Here is a 25,261-nt window from a genome sequence, read left to right on the forward strand (position 1 = left end):
ACCAACTTTTGTTGCATTTCGCCCGCCCTTCCGAAATGAAATTTGGCAGCCTCCAGCCGGGCTGATACCATAACTCAATGCCTTATCTTTCTACCTTGTCGACCATAACGACACCTGCGGACTAACTTTCATGGCAATTTCAATTAAAACACCTGATGACATTCAAAAGATGCGCGTTGCGGGCCGCCTGGCCGCAGAAGTGCTGGAAATCATCGAGCCCCACGTTAAACCCGGCGTCACCACCGGCGAGCTGGACAGGATCTGTCACGACCACATCACCAATGCACAGCAGGCGATTTCGGCCTGCCTGGGCTATCACGGCTTCCCGAAGTCGGTCTGTATTTCGGTAAATGAAGTGGTGTGCCACGGCATTCCAAGTGACGACAAGGTGCTGAAAGATGGCGATATCGTCAATATCGACGTGACGGTCATCAAAGACGGCTTCCACGGCGATACCTCCAAGATGTTCATCGCCGGCAAACCGACCATTCTGGGCGAGCGCCTGTGCCGCATCACCCAGGAAAGCCTGTACCTGGCCCTGAAGATGGTCAAGCCGGGTATCCGCCTGCGCACCTTGGGCAAAGCGATCCAACAGTTTGTTGAAGCAGAGAAATTCTCCGTAGTGCGCGAGTATTGCGGCCACGGCATCGGCGAAGGCTTCCACGAAGAGCCGCAGGTGCTGCATTACGATGCCGATGACGGCGGCGTGGTGCTGCAAGCCGGTATGGCCTTTACCATTGAACCTATGGTTAACGCCGGTGATTTCCGCATCCGCACCATGAAAGACGGCTGGACGGTGAAAACCAAAGATCGCAGCTTGTCGGCACAGTATGAGCATACTATTGTGGTGACTGATAACGGCTGCGAGATAATGACGTTGCGCAAGGATGACACCATCCCCAACATCATTACGCACGAGATGTAAGAACCGCAGGGTTCTTGTGACAAGCCGGCCTGTGCCGGCTTTTTTTATGGGCTGCGAATCATGTCTGAAAATTATCGTGAGCTAGAGATCCCGGTCATCCCGCCACAGGCCGTGCCCAAGCGGCCAGAGGCTCCCAGCACCTATGCCGATGAAGAGATCAACTGTGTAGCCCTTAAACAGCGGCTCGAGCAGTTTCAGCTGTGGCTGGCCGCCGCCTTCAATGCCGGTGCCAGTGCCGAAAGCCTGGTGGCGGCACGCAGCAAATTTATCGATCGGCTATTGCGCCGGCTGTGGCTGTTTTACGGCTTTGAAACCATTCCCGCAACGGCGCTGCTGGCCGTTGGCGGCTATGGCCGTGGTGAACTGCATCCGCTGTCTGATATCGACGTGCTGGTCCTCAGCCAGACCCGCCTGGACGATGCCCAGGCCGCTCGCGTCGGCGAATTCATTACCCTGCTGTGGGATCTCAAGCTGGAAGTCGGCCACAGCGTACGTACGCTGGAAGAGTGCCTGCTCGAAGGCCTGGCGGATTTGACCATAGCTACCAACCTGATCGAGTCCCGCATGATCTGCGGCGACGTCGCCCTGTTCCTGCAAATGCAGAAACACATTTTCAGCGACGGTTTCTGGCCTTCGCCCAAGTTCTTTGACGCCAAGCTGATTGAGCAACAGCAGCGCCACCTGCGCTATCACGGCACCAGCTACAATCTGGAACCGGATATCAAAAGCAGCCCTGGCGGCCTGCGCGATATCCATACGTTACTGTGGGTAGCCCGCCGCCATTTTGGCGCTACCTCGCTTGATGAGATGGTCGGTTTTGGCTTCCTGACCCAGGCCGAACGCAACGAATTAAACGAGTGTCAAAGCTTCCTGTGGCGCATTCGTTTTGCTCTGCACCTGTCGCTGCCACGCTATGACAACCGCCTGCTGTTCGATCGCCAACTCAGCGTAGCCCAGTTGCTACGTTATGAGGGCGAAGGTAATGAGCCGGTAGAACGCATGATGAAGGATTTCTACCGCATGACGCGCCGCGTCGGCGAACTGAACCACATGCTGCTACAGCTGTTTGATGAGGCGATCCTGGCATTGGACGCCACTGAAAAACCTCGCCCGCTGAACGATGATTTCCAGCTACGTGGCGATCTGATCGATCTGCGCGACGAAACGCTGTTTATCCGCCAGCCCGAAGCCATCATGCGTATGTTTTACTTGATGGTACGCAACCGGGATATCAAGGGCATCTACTCCACCACCGTGCGTCAGCTGCGCCATGCGCGCCGCCATCTGAAACAGCCGCTTTGCACCATTCCGGAGGCCAGGGAGCTGTTTATGGCCATTCTGCGACATCCTGGCGCGGTTGCACGGGCGTTGGTACCCATGCATCGCCACAGCGTGCTGTGGGCCTATATGCCGCAGTGGGGCAGCATCGTCGGCCAGATGCAGTTCGACCTGTTCCACGCCTATACCGTCGACGAGCACACCGTGCGCGTGCTGCAAAAGCTGGAAAGCTTCGCCGATGAGGAAACCCGCCCACGCCATCCACTGTGCGTGGAGCTGTATCCTCGTCTGCCCCATCCCGAATTGTTGCTGCTGGCGGCGCTGTTCCACGATATCGCCAAAGGGCGTGGCGGCGATCACTCCATCCTTGGCGCACAAGACGCGCTGGAGTTTGCCGCATTGCATGGCCTGAACTCGCGTGAGGCTCAACTGGTTGCCTGGCTGGTACGCTGCCATCTGCTGATGTCGGTCACCGCGCAGCGGCGTGATATTCAGGACCCGACGGTTATTCAGCAATTCAGTAGTGAAGTACAGAGCGAAACCCGGTTGCGCTACCTGGTTTGCCTGACAGTCGCCGATATCTGTGCCACTAACGAAACCTTGTGGAACAGCTGGAAACAGAGCCTGTTGCGTGAGCTGTACTTCGCCACCGAAAAGCAGCTGCGCCGTGGCATGCAGAACAGCCCTGATCTGCGCGAGCGGGTACGCCATCATCGCCTGCAGGCGTTGGCGCTGTTACGCATGGATAATATCGATGAAGAGGCGCTGCACCATATCTGGAGCCGCTGCCGCGCCGACTATTTCCTGCGCCACTCGCCGAATCAACTGGCCTGGCATGCCCGTCATCTGCTGGCCCACGATTCGACCAAGCCGCTGGTACTGGTCAGCCACCAGGCCACGCGCGGCGGCACCGAGATCTTTATCTGGAGCCCGGATCGCCCTTACCTGTTCGCCGCCGTCGCCGGTGAAATGGATCGGCGCAATCTCAGCGTGCATGACGCCCAGATCTTCACCAACCGTGACGGCATGGCGATGGACACCTTTATCGTCCTGGAGCCGGATGGCAGCCCGCTGGCCCAAGATCGGCATGAGACGATCCGTCATGCGCTGGAACAGGCGATAACCCAACGAGATTATCAACCGCCACGGGTACGTCGTCCGTCGTCCAAGCTGCGCCATTTCAGCGTGCCGACCGAGGTCAACTTCCTGCCAACCCATACCGATCGCCGCAGCTATCTGGAACTGATTGCCCTCGATCAGCCCGGCCTGCTGGCCCGGGTGGCCGAAGTTTTCGCCGATTTGGGGTTGTCGCTACACGGCGCACGCATCACCACCATCGGCGAACGGGTCGAGGATTTGTTTATTTTGGCCGACGCCGATCGCCGGGCTCTGGAGCCGGAAACGCGCAGAAAATTAGAACAACGGTTGACAGAGGCACTCAATCCAACCGATAAAATGTGATAAAAGTAACCTTTCGTAAATAAAATCAGGACAGAGAACAGCATGCAGCAACTACAGAACGTTATTGAAAGCGCCTTCGAACGCCGTGCAGATATTACTCCGGCCAACGTAGACACCGTAACGCGTGAAGCGGTAAACCAGGTGATCGCCCTGCTGGACAGCGGCGCCCTGCGCGTTGCCGAGAAGATCGAAGGACAATGGGTTACCCATCAGTGGCTGAAAAAGGCCGTCCTGCTGTCTTTCCGTATCAACGACAACAAGGTAATGGACGGTGCAGAAACCCGCTATTACGACAAAGTACCAATGAAATTCGCCGACTACGATGAAGCACGCTTCCAGAAGGAAGGCTTCCGCGTGGTGCCACCGGCTTCCGTGCGCCAGGGTGCCTTTATCGCACGTAACACCGTGCTGATGCCTTCTTACGTCAACATCGGTGCCTATGTAGACGAAGGCACCATGGTCGACACCTGGGCCACCGTAGGCTCTTGTGCGCAGATCGGTAAAAACGTTCACCTGTCCGGCGGCGTAGGCATCGGCGGCGTGCTGGAACCGTTGCAGGCCAACCCAACCATCATCGAAGACAACTGCTTTATCGGCGCACGTTCCGAAGTGGTTGAAGGCGTGATCGTGGAAGAAGGCTCGGTGATCTCCATGGGCGTATATCTGGGCCAAAGCACCCGTATCTACGATCGTGAAACCGGAGAAGTGCACTATGGCCGCGTTCCTGCGGGTTCCGTGGTGGTTTCCGGCAACCTGCCTTCCAAAGACGGTTCCTACAGCCTGTATTGCGCAGTGATCGTCAAAAAAGTGGACGCCAAAACCCGCGGAAAAGTCGGGATTAATGAGTTATTGCGCACCATCGACTAAGCTTAAACGGCGGGTATTGCACCCGCCATTTTTTTGCCTTCAATACGCGGGCCGTCACAGTCTCTGACGGGCGTTTTCGCCATACTCTCTGGCAGTGGAATATTCCTGATGCGTTTCAGTTTACAGCGTACAACGCTGCAAATTGCGCGCTCAGGGGAATATATAGCCCTATGGATTTCAAGTTGCAGCTAGGCGACAAGCTTGACCATCTCCAGGAGCTTACTATTGTAAGTGACTGGGGTGGCCAAGCGCAGGTAACAACGCTGCAGCTTGAAAGACGACGGGCTTAGTTGATTAAAAGGTGGCGCTTATTATGTACGATAACCTGAAAAGCTTGGGAATCAATCAACCGGAAGATATCGATCGCTATAGCCTGCGTCAGGAGGCCAATAACGACATCCTCAAGATTTACTTCCGTAAAGACAAGGGCGAATTCTTTGCCAAGAGCGTGAAATTCAAGTATCCGCGCCAGCGCAAAACCGTCGTGGCAGACAATGCTGGCCAGGGTTACAAAGAGATCCATGAGATCAACCCGAACCTGCGCTACGTGATCGACGAACTGGATCAACTCTGCCAGCGCGATCAGGTGGAAGTGGATTTGAAGCGCAAGATCCTTGATGACCTGCAGCATCTGCAAAACGTGGTCACCAACAAGATTGCCGAGATCGAATCCGATCTGGAGAAGCTGACGCGCGGTAAATAACCGCCACTATTGGCCTAATATTTGTCAGTTTAGGACGTTCGGTCCCCCTCACCCCTGCCCTCTCCCGCTGTAGAGTCCAGGGATCTCATAAACACAGAGATTGGGAGAGGGAGCGAGTCCGGAGTCGCAGGCAGGTACAGGGGTAAATTGTGGCACGCTCGGTCCCCTCTCCCTGTCGGTGAGTGGGGTCACATTTTGCCGATTTTCCGTGTGATAGGGTAAACGGGTAATCGTTAGGATTGTTACTGCTCTGGCAGGCAAAACCTAATTCTTTAACGCTTGATGGCTTTGGCCTTGAGTGCTTAAGGGATTAGGTTTTTTTTTGCTTTGCGTTCACCACATCACCTTCAGGAAGCTTTTGATGAAGATAGAGTTATTCCCCGATATGGCACAGCTTAATCAGCAGGCCGCAACGCTTGTCTTGCAGGCCATGCAGCAGCAAACGCGCTTCAACTTTGCCCCCACCGGTGGTTCAACGCCGTTAGCTTTATATCAGTTGCTAACCCCACAGTTGCGCGATAACCCAAGCTACCAACATGTGCATTACTACACTCAGGATGAGGTGCCTTTCCATCCTCATGAAAATGAGACCGGGGCCATTTATCGCCATCTGCAACGCCACCTGTTCCAACCGGCAGGCGTCCCCGCTGAACGTATTCATCCACTGAACGGCAACAGCTATCGCCAGGCCGATCGTCAGATCGCCGCAGAGGGTGGGATTGATTTGCTGATCCTGGGGCTGGGCAGTGACGGGCATCTTGCCGCCAACCTGCCGGGTAGCGCATTTGACAGCGAGGCACGCCGGATCGCCGTCGATCGAGCCAACCCCGAGTTGATGGCGGTATTGGCCAATGAAGTGGGCGGTGCGGAACTCATCCCCGACGCGTACTTCTCTTTGGGGCTGAAGAGCATCATGCAGGCCAAAAATATTCTGCTGATAGTCGGCGGGGAAAGCAAAGCCGGAATACTGCAACAGGCGCTGGAAGGGCCGCTAACCGAAAACGTCCCGGCTTCCCTGCTGCGTTTTCACCCGGCATGTACCCTGCTGGCTGACTTCGCGGCAGCATCCCGGTTAACGGCGGTTGATTGAGGCAAAAGGGTGCCTGAAATAGCCTTCGGGCACCAAAAGACTATTTCAGCAGTGCGCCCCACTGCTCTACCCACGGGCAGGAAACCACTTCAGGCTCGGGCTGTTCAATCGCATCGATCTCTAACACTTCGCCGATGCGTGTCGCCCCCTGCTCTTGCAGCAAGGCATCAAAGCTGCGCCCGGCTCCGCAGAAGTTGTCATAGCTGCTATCGCCCAGTGCAATCAGGCCATAGCGCAGTTCCGGCTGATAGCCTACCTGGTCGCGGATCGCCTGGAACAGCGGCGCAATGCTGTCTGGCAAATCCCCTTGCCCGGTGGTGGAAGTGACAACCAGCGCGTAATGCTGGCGATAAAACTGCCACTCTGCCAGCGTCCCCTCCTCAAACAGTTTGACCTCATGACCCTGTTCTTGCAGGATATTTTCCGCTTCTTCCGCCACCAACAAAGAATTACCGTAGACCGTTCCTACGAAAATGCCGACCTGAGCCATCGTGACTGCTCCCTTATTACCTTTAAAAATGATCAGCTATCCTGACCGTTAGTTGGCACAAACTCAAGTTCCGGCAATACGTCTTGCCAGCCAAATTGTGAGATAACGCCCTGCCAATCCGCTTCCCAAGGCGCAGAAATACGCAGAGGCTCGCCGCTTACGGGATGGTTCAACTGTAGATGGCTGGCGTGCAGCATCAAGCGTGAACAGCCAAAATGTTCGGCCATCCCACGATTTTGCTTCAGATCGCCATGCGCGGTATCACCAATAATCGGATGGCGCAGATGCACCATATGGCGGCGTAACTGATGCTTACGCCCGGTTTCTGGCTTTAGCTCAACCAGGCTATAACGTGAGCTGTCATAACGGCCAATCGCCACCGGCATTTCTACCGTAGCCAGCGGCTGGTAATGGCTCACCGCCGGTTTGGGTGCTTTATCCGGATTGGCATGCTTGTCCGCCAGCTTATCCAGCTCTTCCGTCAGCGCATAATCAACGGTGCCGCCCTCTAAAACATAGCCACGCACCACCGCGTGATACGTTTTCTGCACCTGATGCAGTTCGAACTGTTGCGACAGTAAACGAGCCACCTCGCTCGACAGGGCCATCAGCAATACGCCAGAAGTTGGTCGATCCAGGCGGTGCACGGTAAATACGTGCTGGCCGATCTGGTCACGCACGGTTTGCATCACAAACCTGGTCTCGTGACGATCCAGCCAACTGCGATGCACCAGCCAACCAGAGGGCTTGTTAATGGCGATCAGATGTTCGTCCTGATACAGCACCTTCATAGAGTGATTTTTTTCCATTGATTAATTATGCATTTTATCTCATTCGCCCTGCAGACTGTTGCCTGCCAGGGCCTGGGAAATAGGTAATTGATTGATTCTATCGTCAAACATAAATAATAACGAAACGAAAATCCTGTTTGGCACTCTCGCTTTTGCCCCACAGGCCAGCAGTGCCTACACTGTACAAAAAGTAGCAAGGTGAGATAAAAATGAATTGGAAGATAACGACCCCGATAGTTCCTCTTTTACTGTCCATGTTCGGCACTGTGTTTTCACCGCAGTTGGCGATGGCCTGCACCCGCGCGGTCTACCACGGCGAAGACAATCTGGTGATCACGGGCCGCACGATGGACTGGAAAGAAGATCTGCATTCTGACCTGTGGCTTTTCCCACAAGGGATGCAGCGTAACGGTAATGCTGGCAGCAACTCGATAAAATGGACAGCTAAATACGGCAGCGTCGTGACCTCCGCCTATGGTATTGCCACTACCGATGGCATGAACGAAAAAGGCCTGGTAGCCAACATGTTATGGTTGGTTGAATCCCAATACCCGGCATTCGGCGGTCAGAAACCAACCTTATCGTTGGCGGCATGGGCGCAGTATGTGCTGGATAATTTCGCTACGGTGCAAGAAGCGGTTAACGCGCTGGAAAGTGAGCCCTTTATCGTCGTGACCGGTGACGTACCTGGCCAGCAACGTATGGCCGCCCTGCATCTGTCGCTGTCCGATGCTAGTGGGGACAGCGCCATGTTCGAATACATTGACGGTAAGTTGATGATTCACCACAGCCGCGATTATCAGGTGTTGACCAATTCCCCTTCCTTCGATCAGCAATTGGCCATCAATAAGTACTGGCAAGGGATTGGGGGTAACGTCATGCTGCCTGGCACCAATCGTGCTGCCGACCGTTTTGTACGTGCCCAGTTTTATATCAACGCGATCCCGAAATATCATCAGGCCAGGCTGGCAGCCTCTAGCGTGCTGAGCGTTATGCGCAACGTTTCGGTACCCTTTGGTATCACCACCCCTGAAGAACCCAATATTTCGTCCACCCGTTGGCGTACATTGGCCGATCAAAAAAACAAGCTGTACTATTTTGAATCGGCACTGGGCAGCAGTACTTTTTGGGTTGACCTGAAACAGGTGGACTTTGCTGCTGGCGCACCGGTAAAAAAACTGACCTTGGGTAAAGATGAAATGGCAGATTTTAACGGCGAGGTTTCCGCAGAGTTTAAAATCAGCCCTCCCTTTCAGTTCCTTGCCGCAGACATAGCAGATAACGGCTGACCCCGATCGATGCAAGCTGGTGGCTCCCTGCCACCAGCGCTTTGTTTTCACCAGCTCACCCTACTTATCCAAAAATATTCTTATCTGCATGGCTTAAATTTTAGCCGTCAACGCATTTGCCAAGTCCCTTTCTCCTGTTACGCTGATGCTCGCTCTAAACTCAGGATCATGGTTGCTTGTCGCTAAAACGGCGCCGCTTTAAACGATCCCGATAAAAGCCTCTTTGACATTAAAATAACCGCTAGAAAAAAGAGCGCACTTGTAAAGGAAGAGAAAAACATGAGTGTTGAACGAGAATATTTGTTGCCAGCCATCTGGGTGCGTGAACATGTGGTTCAAGTCCCGCTGAATTGGTTCGATGACCAGGATACCCGCACGATAGAAATCTTTGCCCGTGAATTGGTTGACCCGTTACGCCGCGATGAACAACTGCCCTGCCTGCTGTTTTTGCAAGGAGGCCCAGGAGGGAAAAGCCCACGCCCTACGGCGCGTAGCAGCTGGATCGCCGAAGCCCTGAAAAGTTACCGGGTGATCCTGCTCGATCAGCGTGGCACCGGGCGCAGCACCCGCATTGAAGGTAAAAGTCTGGCCGGGTTAACCGCTCACCAGGCGGCAGACTACCTGGCCTGCTTCCGCGCCGACTCGATCGTCAGCGATGCCGAATATCTGCGTAAAAACTGCTTTGGCGATCGCCCGTGGAGCACGCTGGGGCAAAGCTACGGCGGCTTTATCACGCTGACCTATCTGTCCCAGGCACCAGAGGGTCTGCACTGCTGCTTTATGACAGGCGGCCTGTCCAGCCTGCAACCCGATGCCGATGAGGTCTATGCTCATACCTATCCACAGGTAGTCGCCAAAAACCGCATCTTCTATCAGCGCTACCCACATCTGGAGCCGCTGATCGGCCAGATCGCCGACAAACTGGAGCAGGAAGAGGTATTGCTGCCCGATGGCGATCGGCTGACCGTACGCCGCCTGCAAAGCCTGGGGATCGATCTTGGCATGAGTGAGGGCTACGAGCGGCTGCTGTGGCTGTTTGATGAAGCCTTTAACCCGGATGGCGAATTCAGCGACACCTTCCTGTCACAGGTGATGACGCTGACCAGCTACGCGGAGAATCCGCTGTTTGCCGCGCTGCATGAAAGCATTTACGCGCAGGATAAGGCCACCAACTGGGCTGCCGAGCGGCAAAGGGGCAGCTTTGAGGCTTTCGCCGGAGATCGCCGCCCGCTTTACCTGACCGGGGAGATGATTTACCCCTGGATGTTCACCGATATCGCCGCCCTACGCCCCTTCAATGAGCCGGTGAAACTGCTGGCCGAGCGCCGGGTATGGTCACCGCTGTATAACAGCGATCGCCTGCTCGACAACCAGGTGCCGGTATTTGCCGCCATTTATTTCAGCGATATGTATGTTGATTTGCAGCTCTCACTGGCGACGGCGCAGCAGGTCGGTAATCTGACGCCGTGGATCACCAACGAGTATGAGCATAACGGCCTGCGTGTCGGTAATGTGTTTGGCCATCTGCAAACCATGGCGCAGGAAGCGGGGATTTACCCTAGATAAGCGCTATTTCTCCCTCACCCCAACCCTCTCCCACAGGGCGAGGGAGCTGACAGCCCCTGCTCTTTTGGATGTAAAGAGATCATCTTAACGAACCCAATGGCCTCCTAATCCAAGGTGATCACTGCCATTTCAAACACACTCGATCGGTCCCCTCTCCCTGTGGGAGAGGGCTAGGGTGAGGGGCCTAGTTCACCAGCTCAATGGTGATCAGGCGACTATCGGCACGGCCATGATCGTCCACGGCCCTGATGCGATACTGGCCATTATTGATCGGCCGCCAGTCGATGGCGGTTTTACTGGCGCTGCTGCCAAGATAAATATCATCAACAAACCAATACACCGTTTTACTGTCCGCATCCGTTACCGCATTGAAGGCGATTTTGTCACGCCCCTGCTGCGATTGCCGCAAGGTGTAGGTGGTATTTTTCAGTGGCGAGGTGATGCGCGGCGGGCTACCACTCACCACTACCGCATTATCCTTGCAACGGTTTACCGGAGGAGCCCGCTTGGGCAATCCAGCCTGCGCAAACACGTTGGCCAGATCGGAAGGCCAAAACTCAAACACCTCGGTACGGGTTTGCGTTGCGTCATACGGCGGGCAGGCCACCTCACCGCTGTGAATATCCAGCACTACCGGACGATAAACCGTATCGACCTTGATCGGTGACTTGCCGGGGATAAACCAGGTTTTGCCTTTCTGCTGGCACCATTGGGTCGGCAGATTGCCGCTAGCCAGGCAGATATCCACCCGCCTCAACTGTTTCGGGAACGGGTGCTTCGGCTCCTGCAAGGCCGGATAGCTGGCGTTAATGCTGTCGATAATATTGAAAAATAACGGGGCAGCCGCTTCGGCCCCCACAAATACGTTATTGCCTCTGCTGTCGAAATTGCCTTCCCACACCACCAGCACGTAAGGCCCGAAGATCCCCACGCTCCAGGCATCACGGAATCCCCAGGACGTGCCGGTTTTCCAATAGACCGGCAACGCTGACGAGCGCTGCGCCAGAGTGTCACCAGGCCGACGATGCTGGCGCAGCATATCCAGCGTCGTGTAACTGGCTTGCGCACTGAGCAGACGGATCGGTGGCGGATAGGCATCACTCTTCTGCATCCGCAATGGGCGCAATACGCCCCGGTTGGCCAACAGCGCGTACAGCTTCGCCAGCTCCTGGGCGGTAATCTCACCGCCGCCCAACACCAGCGACAAGCCATAATGATTTTCACTGGCCATGTTGGCGATGCCGGACAGGCTTAAAAACTGATAAAACGTGGGCTGTCGTAGCTGGGAAGCCACGTACACTGCCGGAATATTACGGCTGAAATTCAGCGCATCCGTCGCCGTGACCGGCCCCAGGAAACGTCGGTCAAAGTTCTCTGGCGCATAGGCACCAAATGACGAAGGCACATCCTTCAAGATGGTCATTGGATGCAGTACGCCCTGCTCCATCCCCAAGGCATAAATAAAGGGCTTGAGGGTCGAGCCAGGAGAACGCTTGGCATTGGTTCCGTTTACCTGCCCCTGGATCTCGCGGTTGTAATAGTCGGCAGAGCCGACCAGCGCCCGTATCCCCATATCACGGCTATCCACCAGTAGCACCGCCGCATTATGGATCCCCCGGCTCTGGTTGCGGACGATAAACGCGTTAACCTGCCTTTCGACCAATCGCTGTAGCCCGGCGTCCAATTCGGTATCCACACGGGTATCCAACTGCACCAGCTGTTGGGTCTGTTGGCGCAACTGTTCAATAAAGTGTGGAGCAATGTACGGCATCCGCTCCGGCTGGCGCAGAGCCAAAGGTAGCTGGAACAAGGCCCGCTGGCTGCTGTCGGTGGCATGCACGCCTTGCCAACGCTGGAACAGGCGGTTGCGGGCCTGCGTCAGGGCTTGTCCCAACACGCCGGTTTTAGGGTCAATACGGTAACTTGGGGACTGCGGTAATACCGAGAGCGTCAGCGCCTCTGGCAAGGTCAGATCCTGTGGTGCCTTGGCAAAATAGATCAGGCTGGCGGCACCGATGCTTTCAATATTGCGGCCATAAGGGGCGTAATTGAGATAGGCTTCCAGAATGTCGTGCTTGGAGTAACTGAGCTCCAACTGAACGGCCCGCAGCACCTGCATCAGCTTACCGCCCGGCGTGCGGGTGTTCAGATGCCAATGCATCCGTGCCAGTTGCATGGTGATGGTCGAACCGCCCTGCATTTTGCCACTGGCTACGTAGCTGCGCCAAAAACCACGCAGCAGGCTGACGGGGTTAAAACCGGGGTTGTAATAGAACCAGCGATCTTCATGCAACAAAATACCCTGCACCGCCAGCGGCGAAATCTTTTCCAATGGTGTCCACAGGCGATAGCGGTCGTCATTGGCCAACGTGAGGCGCATCAGCGCCCCGTGGCGATCATAGTAAACCGTGGAGAAAGGTACGCCCTGCGAAAGAGGAGGATGCGGCCACAGCCGCGCCCCCACCAGGCCCAGCGCCAGCAGAAATACCGCCATCAAGATATTTTGCAGCCAGCGCTTTGCCACAGCAGATGCAGGAAGGATTTTCATTGTGTCTCAGTAACCACGAACCCCGCAGCGCAGCGCCGCGGGGCATCGAGATGGCTTATTTACTTTCCGCCGGTACCACCACCAGTTTACCGCTGCTGGCCGACATGGCCTGCACTTCACGATCGTACATGGCTTCGCCGTAAGCCGGTGGGATCACAAAGCTACCGGTATTGGTCGCTTTAATCTGGTAGACGAACTCCTGCACATCGGTACTGGCGCTACCATAGATAATCACCCGGTCTTCGCGGATATCGCTGTAATCAGGTGCCCAGGTGGATCCCGAAGCGGCTAGCGGTGACTGCCAACCCCCATCAGTCTCGCTGGCTTCACCGTCTTCGCCTGTCGATTCTGGTTCTGGTGGCGTTTGCTGCACCACTTCAAATCCGCCAGGTAACAGGTCTACTATCGCCAGATTACTCTGCCCTTCTTTTGAATTGGCGCGGATTTTCAGATGGACGTTGATCTTCTGCCCCAGCGTCACCTGAGTGACCGGCTTGCCTTTTTCATCCGTGTAATCACGGGTCACTTCCAAACCACGAGCAATCGCTTTCTGTGGCGCAGCCAGATCGTAACCCGCCTGAGTGACCACATACCAGGCCGGAGCATCGGCGCTGTTGGTAAAGCGGATGGCTTTGGCATCGGCGGTAAACTGGCCTTTGGCAAACAGCCCCATCATCTCTGAAATCACCTGCGGTTCGGCGTTACCCTGCTTGCCAAGCTGCGCAATCGTCAGCGAGCCGGTGGTATTAGCCTGCGCCGCCACCTGTGCCGAATAGCTTTCCAGCGCCAGGATGCTCATCGCCGAAGAGTACGTGGTATAGCGCTCTTCTTTCAGCGCCTTGACCATGTTCTCCAACACCTGTGGAGGAATGGAGGAAACTTTCTCCGGGAAGTGGCGCGTGATCAGGTACAAGCGGGTCGCATCCTGCACCAGCGGATCGAAGTAATTCTGCGTCCACCAGGTCTTGTCATAGGCTTTGCTCAGTTGCTTCCAGCTCGGTTGCAGCAGGGCATTGGCCTCATCGTCCATCTTCAGCAGACGGTAAGACGATGCCAGATACAAGGCACTCAGATCGGTTTTCCAGCTGTCTGGATACAGTTTCTGCAACGTATCCTGCACCGAGGCCAGCGAGTTGGTGGTAATTTCACCCTGCAAGGTCAGCAGGTAGACCGCCCAGGTACGCAGGCGCAGATGATACATATCGTCATAACGGCTGGCTGCCAGCTCACGCAGCGCACCGTTAGCCTCTTCCAGCATCCCTACCGGCAAGGCATAACCCGCCGCTTTGGCCGCCAGCAGATATTGCACCACATATGGCGTGACGAAAGGATCGGTTTCCGGCGAGGAACGCCAGGCACCAATGGCACCGCTATCGTTCTGACGCGATCGCAGTACGCCAAGCAGGTCTTTCAGCTGTTTACTGACTTCGGCCTGGCTCAGGCTGCTCTTCATTTCCGGATGCTGGCTTTGCATGATCAGCGGAATAGAACGGCTGACGATCTGCTCGGAACAGTAATACGGATAATCCGCCAGATACTGTGCCAGACCGCTGGTCAGCACCAACGGTGAATGAGATACCGCCGCGCTACGCTGCGCATAGGCATCAAACATCTGCCGCAGGTTATCAACATTCTGGCTGCTACCGCTCATCCGCCCCATCACTGACTGCGTGCGGTAAGGCATGGCCGGGCGTACCGAGGTGCTGATAGTACGACGGCTGGTGTTATCACCGTAGCGCGCTTCAAACACCAGCGGAGCGTCACCCAGTGCCGCCTTGGCACGCAGGCGGAAGTTGATCACGCCTTCACGCTTCTCGGCCAGTGACAGACTTTGTTCAGCCTTGCCCACCACTTCCAGCTGCGGCGGCGGCGTCAATTGCACGGCGATTGCCACAGGCTTGCCGTTCAACCCTTCGAGGTTATTGCTCACCCCGACGCTGACATCAAACTCATCTCCCGGCGCGACCATGGCAGGCACGTTCGGCGTCATGATGAAATTGTCTCGCACCGTGGCGGAAGTTTGGGCCTTACCGATTTTGCTTGGCGTAACCGAAATCGCCATCACGCGGATCTTGCCGTTGAAGTAATCCGGTACCGGATAGGTGAACTGCTTCTCGCCGTTCACTTCGGTAATGCCAGACCAATAGGCGACTGGCTTGTCACGCTTGCGTTTAAATGGATTCAGGTTGAGATCCAGCCCTTCACCCGCATCCCCGCCCGGTGCCGCAGACAGCGCCATCAGCTTGCTGAATTCCGGCAGGATCAGATCGAGGATCTGCGAGCTCTCCACGCTCAGCTCACGCTTACGGAAGAAGTACTCCAACGGATCTTTCAGGCGATAACGCGCAACCTGCAAAATCCCCTCGTCAACGGCAAACAGCGCCACCTGCTGTGGACCATCGGTTTTCACCGTCATCGTCAGGTTTTCACCCGGCTTGATCACTTCGGGGGTCACGATTTCCAGACCGTTTTGGCGGGCCTTGGTGCTGATTTTAAACGGCATGACACCATAGCTCAGCGGGCTCATAAAGATTTCGCTGGAGTTCACGTCGCGCACAAACTGCACGTTGATATAGCCGTTACCTTCCATCCCCGCTGGCACCCGGATTTTCTGTACCGAGCTGGTGGTGTCGGTGTGGAACCACTGCCAGGCATAGACACGGTCTTTTTCGATGGTGATCAAACCGCTGCCGGTGTAAGGCGCGTTGATCGCCACTTCGATTTCTTCGCCCGGCTGATATTCTGCCTGGTTCAGTTTCAGTTTCAGTTCGGCATTGCGATCCAGCGAACGGCTGAGGTTGGCATTGCCCGCTACGCTATAGGCGATACGGTTGAGCACCTTGCCCTGCGCATCTTCGATCACCAACACAAAATCGCCTGGGGTTTCGGTTGCCAGGCTCAGATTGGTGCCTTGCTCGCTCAGCGCCAGCGGCTGCTCGGACAGTTGCACTTCTTTCATCTTCGACTGGTATTTATAAACGCCCGAATCCTGCTTGGTCAGCACCGAGATATATTTCTGCTCGATCAACACCTGTTTCAGATCGGCGAGCGCAATCTGTTTCAGGGAAGGATCGACAGCAATCACGTTCAGATTCCGCGCTGAGCCCCGGTTGATGTAGCCTAAATCACCGTCTGGCTTCACCCCTACCAAATAGTCATACGGCGATACCAGCACCCGAGCCGTAGCGGCAACGGAACGCCCACCGCCGGCCACAAAGGCTTCCGACAGCAGTTGCAGTTGATAGGTGGCATCCGCATAGGACTTCAGATCCAGCGGAATATTTGCCACGCCCTGCTCGTTGGTGGTGCGGTCTTCCAGCTCCGTTTCAAATCCGTCGCTGTTCTGGCGGTTTTCAAAGAAGGCGTAATCCGGGAAGCGATCAAAGCTTGGATACATCGGCCGCAGCGTCAGCTTCGAGGTAACACGGCGATCCTGCGCTGGCGTACCAAACAGGTTCTGCACATCGATGTTCGCCTGCAGCTCAGAAGGTTTCACCCACCCTTGCTGGCGGTTCGGCGTCAGCTCAAGCTTGACCTTCAACTGGTCTGGCTCAAACTCTTTGACGTTGACGGCGGTGTGGCCGAGCAAAGCGGTAGTGTCGTTATTCTTGCCGATCAGATACAGATAGACGTTCCACTCGCCCGTTGGTGCGTTTTCATCGGTGGTGTAACTCAATTCGTTGAAACCGCTGCCACCGAGAGTGATCGGGATCGTCGTCATCAATTTGTCACGCGGATCGCGGATCTCGGCACGTACCGGTACACCAGCCAGGGCTACGCCCCAATCTGCAGCACGGGTAATCAGACCGATATTGAAGGTATCGCCCGGACGATAAACGCCGCGATCGGAGAACAGATAGCTGCTCAACGTACGTGGATCGATCGGGGTTTCTTCGCCTTGTATATCAAAACGCGAGAAATCCAGCCCGCGGTCGTTATAGCTGGTGGTTGGCAAGAAGGAAACATCGCCTTCTTTTTCCACCAGGAACATCACCGGCTGGCGCTCGTTGGTATACACGTCCAGCGCTGGGAAACGCACGTGCCCATTGGCATCGGTCACCTGGCTGAGCAGCGTCACACCGTTTTTGGCGATCACCGAGACTTTGGCATTGCTGACCGGTGCACCGCTGTGGATGGATTGGACAAACACGTCACGCGTTTTATCCTGCGAACGCTTGGCAATGATCCCCAGATCGGTGACGACGACAAAGCGTGAATCCCCGACGCTCGGCGAGTCATCCTCTTCCTGTTCGCCCTGATAACCTTCATCTTCGGCGTTCTGCGTCTTTTTCTTTTCCGGCTGCCATTCTGACAGCGTCAGCAGGAACACGCCACGGTGGGAATCCGCGCTGGTAGACAGGTAACGCGAGAGGTCGATGCCCTTATAGCTCACTTCACCCGGCTTATCGTTATTGATAACCGTTTGATATTTAAAGTGTTCGGTAAAATATTCATCGTTGAGCTGGTTGAACTGTGCCGAAGAGTATTCGCTGCTCTTGAAAGAGACGATATGCTGCAACTGGCTTGGGATCACCCGCTTGATATCCAGCCGCAGGCCAGGCACGTTACGCGCCGCCACGCTGATTTGCTTGTCACCGTTTACCGACAGCAGCGAACCCTGCGACATAAACTGCAAGGTTTTCGGGAAGTCCGGTACTTCGACAATGCGATAGACCTTCTCCGGCATTTTATAGCCGCCCGAGGAGGTCATCAGGTTGCTGATTTCCAGCAGCATGAAGCGGTGGGCAGGTGCGTCAAACTTGAAGCTGAACTGCGGCTGGTAGGTCTCCTCCGCTTCATTCAGGGTCAACGTCAACGGTGTAGACTGGGACATCACGCTGTTTTCGATGCTCTCGGTCCCGCCCCACTGATAAAAATCATCAGGGTCGTTACTGGCCTCGGAGTCGTTAGGGTTATGTTGCGGCAATAACCAGGCCTTGACCGCACGCCCGGCATCTTTGTCTTTTATCGCATCGCTGAAGGCGACGATCAGCGCACGCTGGCCTTTGGTTCCCTCGCTATCGACCACCTGGGCGCTGGCATCCTTCACCGTAAGGCTATACAAAGTAGGCACCGTTACCCAGCTGTCATTCGATTGGCTGATCTCATTGGCAGACACCACCGACTTGATACCTTTGCCCAATACCAGATGCACTTTACCACCGTGATCCAGCGCTTTCAGCGGCTCAGAATGCACCCAGGCGTTCAGTTTTTTGGCATCGTAGACCAACGAGAAATTGAGTTTCTTTTCAGATTTGGCACCGGCCTCGATCAACCCCATGGCAATCTGCTTTTCAAAGCTGGCAACGTCCACCGGGGCATTGAATTTTACGTTGAAGATAGCGCTGCGCTTTTGTGGATCTTGCGGGTCCTGATAATACTCGGCTTGCCCAAGCTGGTAGTTAAAAGCCGGAGCACTAAAGCTGTAGTTGGTGTTGGCAAGCTTAATCTGCGGGGCCAGCAGCACGGAAGGTTCGAGCTTAACCTCGTATTTGCTGCCCATCGGCAATGGGTTTTTCGGCGTGAAGACCAGAGTCCAGGCGTTATTCCACTTCCATTGCCCTTCGAGGGTCGGGCTGATGGAGATGCCTTTTTCCACGACCTTGCCGGCATCGGTCAACGGTGCCACGGAGTTTCTGAAGGTGAGAGTGACCTGCTGCGGTGCAGATTTTTGCACGGCATAGTTAACCGGTTCAGGATCGGAGACCCGCACGCTGGTTTCCTGATACACCATCGGTGCCGGTTCAATCGGTTGTGGCCGGTTCTGCCACCAGTGCCATCCGTAGAAAGCCCCGCCAGCCGCGCACAACAACAGCAATAGCGACAGGCTGATGGCTTTAGGGTATTTATCTACCCCACCTTCCAGGCGCAGGAAACCGCGTTTCACCCCGCCGGATACCGCTGCCCACCAGGCAGGTGCGTTCCAGTTCAGGTTGCCCACCACCGGCTTGAACAGCCGCCCTAGCAGGCCAAAAATCAGGGCCAGCAGGCGGAACAGGCCTTTTATCAACGTAAAAGGCAAACGGAGGATAAACTTCAGCAAATCCATGATTGCAGCACCTTTTTAATCCTTGAAGGACACCCAGAGAGACGATATTTCCGACGCCGGAAGCCGAGCAGTTAACAGACTGCACCCATTCAAAAAATCAGCAACGACACCAATGCAATAACAATAAGCACCACGATAATGCTGAAAGCAACGCTAAAAGCAAACATGGCAATTTGAAACGCCAGCGTGCTCATGCCAAGCATTACCGCAGCTGAGACCGCGCGTGGGTTTTCTTTGTATACCCCGGCAATCGTACCCAGGATAACGGCACCCACCGCCAATACGGCAATGACGATCTTCAAAATCCGATCGACATTAAAGTGAGGCCGCGAGACCTTTTCAGGGATTTGCTGGCCTGTCAGCGAGGCCAGCAGTGATTCTTTGATGGCCGCCGCCTTGCCCGCGACGAGGCTTTCCAGCGTCTGTTGCGGGGTAAATGGCCCGCCATAGAAATGAATCATCGCCAATAGCAGCGCCAAGCCGCCTAGCGCGATCCCCGACCAACCGAATATATTTTTTCTGAGCATGAGAAACCCTCCGTGGTTACTCGCGATAAAGCGTTTATGCGCGCCATTATCCACTATTTCCACAATGGCGCGGAAACCCTATTTTAGCCAACCCGCGTAAATTGCGTATTACTACGCACAATTCGGAAACGGCTGAGCGCCCCTGCGGTCAAACACGCCGCACGATCAAAGCTCAATGTTGAGCAGCGAATCCAGCCGTTGTAGCAGCACCAGCAGCGGCAGACAGCTCGGCTGTCTATCTTTCAGCGCTTCTTCAAAATAGGGCGTGATAGCAAAGCGCGTTGGCAACGGCGCATTGGCATCCAGTAATGCATGCATACGCGGCAGCAGCACCCACTGCAACCACTCTTCGGCCAGCATGCTGTCGATGCAAAAAGGTTCCGTGCTGGCAAAGGCTTCGGCTTCTGGCGGGGTAAGCTGCCACAACGCCAGCTCACGCATGGACTGTTCAATCGCCTGTAAACTGTGGCGAACCTGGATAGATGTACTCATCGGCATTCCTGAACTGTATTTAAGCTTGATAATCAGCCAGTGGCTGAGAGCGCCAAAGCATAGCATTTAAGCCGAATGCACCCAATTTTATCTGGTGGCTCCCCGCCCGGCACGGCACAATACGCGCACCCAAAAATCACCAATGATAAAAGACATGCCTGCAACATCACTCACTAAAAATCACGCCACCCCCGGTAAAGCCATGCTGGCTTCGGTGACTGGCTATGCCATGGACGGTTTCGATCTGTTGATCCTCGGCTTTATGCTGCCGGTGATCACCACTGAACTGGGTCTTACCTCATCACAAGCCGGTTCGCTGGTGACCTGGACCTTGATCGGCGCAGTGATTGGCGGCGTGATCTTCGGCCATCTCAGCGATCGTTTTGGCCGTATCCGCATACTGACCATCACCATCCTGATGTTTTCGCTATTTACCGGTTTGTGCGCCGTTGCCGTCGGCTACTGGGACCTGCTCGCCTATCGCACCCTGGCAGGGATCGGGCTGGGTGGTGAATTCGGCATTGGTATGGCGTTGATCGCCGAAGCCTGGCCCGCAGAGAAACGCAACCGCGCTTCGGCCTATGTGGGCATGGGCTGGCAGCTCGGCGTGCTTGCCGCCGCCTTCCTTACCCCGCTGTTGCTGCCTTATATCGGCTGGCGTGGCATGTTCCTGGTAGGTTTACTGCCAGCGCTGGTTTCCTTCCTCATCCGCCGCACCATGGGTGAGCCTAAAGAGTTTGTGCAGCAAAAAACCAGCGAACAGCAGCTTTCCTTTACTCAACGATTAAAGCTGCTATTTAAAGATCGCGCCACCGGCAAAGCCAGCCTGGGGATCTTTATCCTCTGTTCGGTGCAAAACTTCGGCTATTACGGTCTGATGATCTGGATGCCGACCTATCTGGCCAAAAACTTTGGTTTCTCGCTGACCAAATCCGGCGTCTGGACGGGGGTCACGGTGATCGGAATGACCTTTGGCATCTGGCTGTTCGGCGTATTGGCCGATCGCTTTCCCCGCTGGATCATTTTCGTGATTTACCAGGTAGGTGCCGTGGTAATGGTCATCAGTTATGCACAACTCACCGACCCTGTGATGATGCTGTTCGCGGGCGCATTGATGGGCGTATTTGTTAACGGGATGATTGGTGGCTACGGCGCGCTGATTTCTGATACCTACCCGGTGCAGGCTCGCGCCACGGCGCAGAATATCCTGTTCAACCTGGGACGCGGCGTCGGCGGGCTGGGGCCATTGGTGATTGGCGCATTGGTTACCCAGGTTTCCTTTACCGCCGCGATCAGCCTGCTGGCGGCCATTTACCTGCTGGATATTTTCGCCACGCTGTTCCTGCTGCCGAAGAAGCAGACCACGGGTGATACGTTGGGGGCAATCGGGTAATACTCCCCCTCCCCCTCCCCCTCTCCCAAAAGGAGAGGGGACTAAACGTGCTACAAATTAGTATCGGTATCTAACCGCGGCTACGGACCGCTCCCTGAATCAAAGGTTCATGATGTGCTGGATCGATATCGTGGGAGAGGGTTGGTAAGAGGGGGCGGGCAGAAGTTGCTGTCTGGTCTTTCTCCAGACAAAAAGTTGGGGGCACTGCGTTAACAGTGCCCCCGGTTCGTTTTATAGCTAATCCCGCTACAAGTGTGCTCCCTGCTCAATCCTTGAAAACTTTTCCTTTCGGCCATCCTGACCAAAACAATCCTTCGCAAAATCCTCTAGCATCATCCTGACGCGGTTCCTCGGCCTTCCTGACCCACCAACAATCCTGTGCTGGCTCTCTATCTCCATCCTGGAGGTGTCCTTGGTTTCAATCCTGAAACATCCTGAGTATCATCCTGATACCAATCCTTTCCACTCTTCCTGAGTGCATCCCTTTCTTCTTCCTGAAGCTGCATCATCCTGACGCTTTCCTGCTCCACCCGGCTTCCTTCCGGTAGACATAAGATCGCTTATTTCCTTCCCATTCACAAGGGCATGTAGGACGGATTACACAGAATTTGACTTAACTCACATTGTTATAAACAAATAACTAATTGATATATAAATAAATACGAGTAAAAAAAAACGACTAAAGTGAAAAATTAAAAGCGATCTCTCACAGCTTTTGTAAGAGATCTCTCACACACGGCGAGCGCAAAATTGCCGATTAGTTCAACCTGGGGCGCAATGCAGTAAGAAAATCGCCCAAAGTGGCGGCTAACAGCGTACGTTTCTTGCTGCCAAATTGTTCAAGTAGCACGTTGCCGCTGACGTTACACAATGACACTACCGTCATTTCCGATTCCGTGGTCGCCAGGAATAATGTCGGCGAGAGCTTCAGGCGTTTTTGCGTCACCAGATGCCCAATCAGATTCTCCTGCAGCCGAATAAAGTCGTCTTCACTCCAGACTTGCAACAGTGTCAACGGGTGGTCACCGAACTGCGCACTCATATCCCCGGCATATTGTTGGGTATAGAAGGTGTGGATATCCGGCTGTAATTGCAGTTCCAATGCCTGCTCAACCTTTTCCAGGCTGGCCGCTGGCGTAAAAGGCTGCGGTAACCACAACACCGAGTCATCGCGATTTTCGACGGTACAAGGTGAAGCCACGCCGTAAAGTTCCTGGCTAGCCGGGGCATGGCCGTAATGCTGTTGCCAAACGTCAACATAGCGCTGGGTAAATTCACGCAGGGCGTGCGATACATCATGGTCCATATTTTTTCTCGCATACGGTAAACTGGTGCCTATTGTACCTATCTCACAGCAAGGTGACAGCTCATGTCCTCCTATCAAGATCATCAGGCTCTGGCAGGCCTGACGCTAGGCAAACCAACCGCATACCGTGACAGCTACGATGCCTCGCTGTTACAGGCGGTTCCGCGCAGCATGAACCGGGAACCGCTGGGGCTTTATCCCGACAGCCTGCCGTTCCACGGTGCGGATATCTGGACGCTGTATGAGCTTTCCTGGCTCAATGCCAAGGGCCTGCCGCAGGTCGCGGTTGGGGAAATCAGCCTGAATGCCAACAGCCTCAACCTGATCGAGTCCAAAAGCTTCAAACTCTATCTCAACAGTTTTAACCAGACCAACTTCCCGGACTGGGAGGCTGTACGCAGCACGCTGCAACGCGATCTTGCCGCCTGCGCGCAAGGGGATGTCAGCGTTAGCCTGTTCAGCGTCGATCAGATTGAAGGCAGCCCAATCGCCCGGCTGGCAGGTGAATGCCTCGATCAGCAAGACATCAGTATTGATAGCTACGAATTCGATACGGGCTATCTGCAAGGTGCTGCGGGCAGCCAGGTCGTTGAGGAAACGCTGGTCAGCCATTTACTGAAATCCAACTGCCTGATCACCAATCAGCCCGATTGGGGCTCGGTGCAAATCCGCTATCGCGGCCCACAGATCAACCGCGAAGCTCTGCTGCGCTATCTGGTTTCGTTCCGCCATCACAACGAATTCCATGAGCAATGCGTTGAGCGGATCTTTAACGATCTGCTGCGTTTCTGCCAACCGGAACAGTTGAGCGTTTACGCCCGCTATACTCGCCGCGGTGGCCTGGATATCAACCCATGGCGCAGTAATGTGGCGTTCGAACCGGACCATGGCCGTCTGGCCCGCCAATAATGCTCAACAACTGAGCTAACGGACGGTTTGTATTGGTAAAAATCCGGTGACGGCGGTAAGGTTAAATCAAGAATGCCCGCTTTTTAGCCAGGCATTCTGGCAGGCATTGCAAAATCCTTACCGCAGCGCGCACAAGCAGGTAAGGATTATTATCGCCCCATAATGGGCGCAAAGGAGTTACCTTGATTACACATATCAGCCCACTTGGCGCTATGGATCTGTTGTCGCAGCTGGAAGTAGACATGCTCAAGCGTACCGCCAGCAGCGACCTGTACCGCTTATTCCGCAATTGCTCCCTGGCGGTGTTAAACTCCGGCAGCCAAACCGACAACAGTAAACAGCTGCTGTCGCGTTATGAAAACTTCGATATCAACGTGCTGCGCCGCGAACGTGGCGTAAAACTGGAACTGGTGAACCCGCCAGAAGAGGCCTTCGTTGATGGCCGCATCATTCGCTCACTACAGGCCAACCTGTTTGCCGTACTGCGCGATATCCTGTTTGTCCACGGCCAAATGGACAACGCCGGGCGCTTCCAACATATGGATCTGGAAGACTCCGTGCATATCACCAACCTGGTGTTCTCGATCCTGCGTAATGCCCGCACCCTGCACCTCGACGAAGATCCGAACATGGTGGTGTGCTGGGGTGGCCACTCGATCAATGAAAACGAATACCTGTATGCCCGTAAGGTCGGTAGCCAACTGGGCCTGCGCGAGCTGAATATCTGCACCGGCTGTGGGCCGGGGGCCATGGAAGCACCGATGAAAGGGGCCGCCGTCGGCCATGCGCAGCAGCGCTATCACAACAGCCGCTTTATCGGCATGACCGAACCTTCAATTATTGCCGCTGAACCGCCGAACCCGCTGGTTAACGAACTGGTGATCATGCCGGATATCGAAAAGCGTCTGGAAGCCTTCGTGCGTATCGCGCACGGCATCATCATTTTCCCTGGCGGGGTCGGTACGGCGGAAGAGCTGCTATATCTGCTGGGTATTTTGATGAACCCGGAAAACAGCGAGCAGGTTCTGCCGCTGATCCTCACCGGGCCGAAAGAAAGCGCCGATTATTTCCGCGTGCTGGACGAATTCATCATGAATACGCTGGGCGAAAAAGCCCGCCGTCACTACACCATCATCATTGACGATCCGGCCGAAGTGGCCCGTCAGATGAAAAAGGCCATGCCGCTGGTGAAAGAGAACCGTCGCAATACCGGTGATGCTTACAGCTTTAACTGGTCGATCCGCATTGCGCCGGACCTGCAACTTCCGTTCGAGCCAAGCCATGAAAACATGGCCAATCTCAACCTGTACCCGAATCAACCGGCGGAACAGTTGGCGGCAGCATTGCGCCGAGCGTTCTCAGGGATCGTGGCAGGTAACGTAAAGGAGAACGGTATTCATGCCATCGAACAATTCGGCCCGTACAAGCTGCATGGCGATCCGTTGATGATGAAGCAGATGGATAGCCTGTTGCAGGGCTTTGTCGCCCAGCATCGTATGAAACTGCCGGGAACCGCCTACGTACCTTGCTATGAGATCGTAGCGTAACCCTCACCCAGGGCGGCGTAATCTCCGCCC

17 protein-coding genes are annotated in these 25,261 nt (G+C 55.1%); 10 read left to right on the forward strand and 7 right to left on the reverse strand.

The features are described from left to right. The first annotated feature begins 130 nt into the window (after nucleotides 1–130). From map to ACRDCA_RS01705, 5 genes are all read left to right on the forward strand, one after another. On the forward strand, nucleotides 131–925 hold the full coding sequence (gene map / locus ACRDCA_RS01685; protein ID WP_438688032.1) for a type I methionyl aminopeptidase: 795 nt from the start codon (nucleotides 131–133) through the stop codon (nucleotides 923–925). 60 nt (nucleotides 926–985) lie between these two features. Further along, complete coding sequence (glnD, locus tag ACRDCA_RS01690) at nucleotides 986–3,664, forward strand: bifunctional uridylyltransferase/uridylyl-removing protein GlnD (RefSeq protein WP_438688033.1); 2,679 nt, start codon at nucleotides 986–988, stop codon at nucleotides 3,662–3,664. Nucleotides 3,665–3,706: 42 nt separating this feature from the next. Next, nucleotides 3,707–4,531 (forward strand): 2,3,4,5-tetrahydropyridine-2,6-dicarboxylate N-succinyltransferase, encoded by an 825-nt coding sequence (gene dapD / locus ACRDCA_RS01695; protein WP_422526682.1) that lies wholly within the window; start codon nucleotides 3,707–3,709, stop codon nucleotides 4,529–4,531. 313 nt (nucleotides 4,532–4,844) lie between these two features. After that, complete coding sequence (locus ACRDCA_RS01700; protein WP_021179904.1) at nucleotides 4,845–5,234, forward strand: DUF3461 family protein; 390 nt, start codon at nucleotides 4,845–4,847, stop codon at nucleotides 5,232–5,234. Between the two features lie 361 nt (nucleotides 5,235–5,595). Beyond that, nucleotides 5,596–6,324 (forward strand): 6-phosphogluconolactonase, encoded by a 729-nt coding sequence (locus ACRDCA_RS01705; protein ID WP_438688034.1) that lies wholly within the window; start codon nucleotides 5,596–5,598, stop codon nucleotides 6,322–6,324. 40 nt (nucleotides 6,325–6,364) lie between these two features. On the opposite strand, the gene ACRDCA_RS01710 is transcribed toward ACRDCA_RS01705, so the two are convergent. Both ACRDCA_RS01710 and truC read right to left on the reverse strand, forming a co-directional pair. Beyond that, nucleotides 6,365–6,814, reverse strand: a complete 450-nt coding sequence (locus ACRDCA_RS01710) for a flavodoxin (RefSeq protein WP_438688035.1) — start codon at nucleotides 6,812–6,814, stop codon at nucleotides 6,365–6,367. A gap of 32 nt (nucleotides 6,815–6,846) precedes the next feature. Continuing rightward, on the reverse strand, nucleotides 6,847–7,605 hold the full coding sequence (truC, locus tag ACRDCA_RS01715; RefSeq protein ID WP_438688036.1) for a tRNA pseudouridine(65) synthase TruC: 759 nt from the start codon (nucleotides 7,603–7,605) through the stop codon (nucleotides 6,847–6,849). Between the two features lie 209 nt (nucleotides 7,606–7,814). Here truC and ACRDCA_RS01720 point away from each other — a divergent pair, with 209 nt between their 5' ends. Both ACRDCA_RS01720 and ACRDCA_RS01725 read left to right on the forward strand, forming a co-directional pair. After that, nucleotides 7,815–8,894 carry a linear amide C-N hydrolase gene (locus ACRDCA_RS01720; protein WP_438688037.1) on the forward strand — a complete coding sequence of 360 codons (1,080 nt, stop codon included), beginning with the start codon at nucleotides 7,815–7,817 and terminating at the stop codon, nucleotides 8,892–8,894. 279 nt (nucleotides 8,895–9,173) lie between these two features. Next, on the forward strand, nucleotides 9,174–10,460 hold the full coding sequence (locus ACRDCA_RS01725; RefSeq protein WP_438688038.1) for an alpha/beta fold hydrolase: 1,287 nt from the start codon (nucleotides 9,174–9,176) through the stop codon (nucleotides 10,458–10,460). A 184-nt stretch (nucleotides 10,461–10,644) separates the two neighbouring features. Here ACRDCA_RS01725 and pbpC read toward each other — a convergent pair whose 3' ends face one another. The 4 genes from pbpC to ACRDCA_RS01745 all read right to left on the reverse strand — a co-directional run bounded on the left by pbpC (nucleotide 10,645) and on the right by ACRDCA_RS01745 (nucleotide 20,076). After that, nucleotides 10,645–13,008 (reverse strand): penicillin-binding protein 1C, encoded by a 2,364-nt coding sequence (gene pbpC, locus ACRDCA_RS01730; RefSeq protein ID WP_438688039.1) that lies wholly within the window; start codon nucleotides 13,006–13,008, stop codon nucleotides 10,645–10,647. A gap of 55 nt (nucleotides 13,009–13,063) precedes the next feature. Next, nucleotides 13,064–19,057: an MG2 domain-containing protein gene (locus ACRDCA_RS01735; protein WP_438688040.1), complete on the reverse strand. Its 5,994-nt coding sequence runs from the start codon at nucleotides 19,055–19,057 to the stop codon at nucleotides 13,064–13,066. Nucleotides 19,058–19,146: 89 nt separating this feature from the next. Continuing rightward, on the reverse strand, nucleotides 19,147–19,584 hold the full coding sequence (locus tag ACRDCA_RS01740; RefSeq protein ID WP_438688041.1) for a hypothetical protein: 438 nt from the start codon (nucleotides 19,582–19,584) through the stop codon (nucleotides 19,147–19,149). 165 nt (nucleotides 19,585–19,749) lie between these two features. Continuing rightward, nucleotides 19,750–20,076 carry a YqcC family protein gene (locus ACRDCA_RS01745; RefSeq protein WP_438688042.1) on the reverse strand — a complete coding sequence of 109 codons (327 nt, stop codon included), beginning with the start codon at nucleotides 20,074–20,076 and terminating at the stop codon, nucleotides 19,750–19,752. A 154-nt stretch (nucleotides 20,077–20,230) separates the two neighbouring features. Between ACRDCA_RS01745 and ACRDCA_RS01750 the strand changes: the two genes are divergently transcribed. Continuing rightward, entirely contained in the window at nucleotides 20,231–21,469 is a 1,239-nt protein-coding gene (locus ACRDCA_RS01750; protein WP_438688043.1) for an MFS transporter, read from the forward strand. A gap of 757 nt (nucleotides 21,470–22,226) precedes the next feature. On the opposite strand, the gene syd is transcribed toward ACRDCA_RS01750, so the two are convergent. Beyond that, complete coding sequence (syd, locus tag ACRDCA_RS01755) at nucleotides 22,227–22,775, reverse strand: SecY-interacting protein (protein WP_438688044.1); 549 nt, start codon at nucleotides 22,773–22,775, stop codon at nucleotides 22,227–22,229. Nucleotides 22,776–22,838: 63 nt separating this feature from the next. Here syd and queF point away from each other — a divergent pair, with 63 nt between their 5' ends. Further along, nucleotides 22,839–23,684, forward strand: a complete 846-nt coding sequence (queF, locus tag ACRDCA_RS01760; RefSeq protein ID WP_438688045.1) for an NADPH-dependent 7-cyano-7-deazaguanine reductase QueF — start codon at nucleotides 22,839–22,841, stop codon at nucleotides 23,682–23,684. A gap of 182 nt (nucleotides 23,685–23,866) precedes the next feature. Further along, nucleotides 23,867–25,231, forward strand: a complete 1,365-nt coding sequence (gene ppnN / locus ACRDCA_RS01765; RefSeq protein WP_025120865.1) for a nucleotide 5'-monophosphate nucleosidase PpnN — start codon at nucleotides 23,867–23,869, stop codon at nucleotides 25,229–25,231. The last annotated feature ends 30 nt before the right edge of the window (nucleotides 25,232–25,261 follow it).

This window comes from Serratia sp. (in: enterobacteria) (assembly GCF_051654945.1).
Taxonomy (GTDB): Bacteria; Pseudomonadota; Gammaproteobacteria; order Enterobacterales; family Enterobacteriaceae; genus Chania.

What these genes read in the sequence shown, in the direction of transcription:
- map (WP_438688032.1), top strand. Translation starts at nt 131, where the DNA reads ATGGCAATTTCAATTAAAACACCTGATGACATTCAAAAGATGCGCGTT.
- glnD (WP_438688033.1), top strand. Translation starts at nt 986, where the DNA reads ATGTCTGAAAATTATCGTGAGCTAGAGATCCCGGTCATCCCGCCACAG.
- dapD (WP_422526682.1), top strand. Translation starts at nt 3,707, where the DNA reads ATGCAGCAACTACAGAACGTTATTGAAAGCGCCTTCGAACGCCGTGCA.
- ACRDCA_RS01700 (WP_021179904.1), top strand. Translation starts at nt 4,845, where the DNA reads ATGTACGATAACCTGAAAAGCTTGGGAATCAATCAACCGGAAGATATC.
- ACRDCA_RS01705 (WP_438688034.1), top strand. Translation starts at nt 5,596, where the DNA reads ATGAAGATAGAGTTATTCCCCGATATGGCACAGCTTAATCAGCAGGCC.
- ACRDCA_RS01710 (WP_438688035.1), bottom strand. Translation starts at nt 6,814, where the DNA reads ATGGCTCAGGTCGGCATTTTCGTAGGAACGGTCTACGGTAATTCTTTG.
- truC (WP_438688036.1), bottom strand. Translation starts at nt 7,605, where the DNA reads ATGAAGGTGCTGTATCAGGACGAACATCTGATCGCCATTAACAAGCCC.
- ACRDCA_RS01720 (WP_438688037.1), top strand. Translation starts at nt 7,815, where the DNA reads ATGAATTGGAAGATAACGACCCCGATAGTTCCTCTTTTACTGTCCATG.
- ACRDCA_RS01725 (WP_438688038.1), top strand. Translation starts at nt 9,174, where the DNA reads ATGAGTGTTGAACGAGAATATTTGTTGCCAGCCATCTGGGTGCGTGAA.
- pbpC (WP_438688039.1), bottom strand. Translation starts at nt 13,008, where the DNA reads ATGAAAATCCTTCCTGCATCTGCTGTGGCAAAGCGCTGGCTGCAAAAT.
- ACRDCA_RS01735 (WP_438688040.1), bottom strand. Translation starts at nt 19,057, where the DNA reads ATGGATTTGCTGAAGTTTATCCTCCGTTTGCCTTTTACGTTGATAAAA.
- ACRDCA_RS01740 (WP_438688041.1), bottom strand. Translation starts at nt 19,584, where the DNA reads ATGCTCAGAAAAAATATATTCGGTTGGTCGGGGATCGCGCTAGGCGGC.
- ACRDCA_RS01745 (WP_438688042.1), bottom strand. Translation starts at nt 20,076, where the DNA reads ATGAGTACATCTATCCAGGTTCGCCACAGTTTACAGGCGATTGAACAG.
- ACRDCA_RS01750 (WP_438688043.1), top strand. Translation starts at nt 20,231, where the DNA reads ATGCCTGCAACATCACTCACTAAAAATCACGCCACCCCCGGTAAAGCC.
- syd (WP_438688044.1), bottom strand. Translation starts at nt 22,775, where the DNA reads ATGGACCATGATGTATCGCACGCCCTGCGTGAATTTACCCAGCGCTAT.
- queF (WP_438688045.1), top strand. Translation starts at nt 22,839, where the DNA reads ATGTCCTCCTATCAAGATCATCAGGCTCTGGCAGGCCTGACGCTAGGC.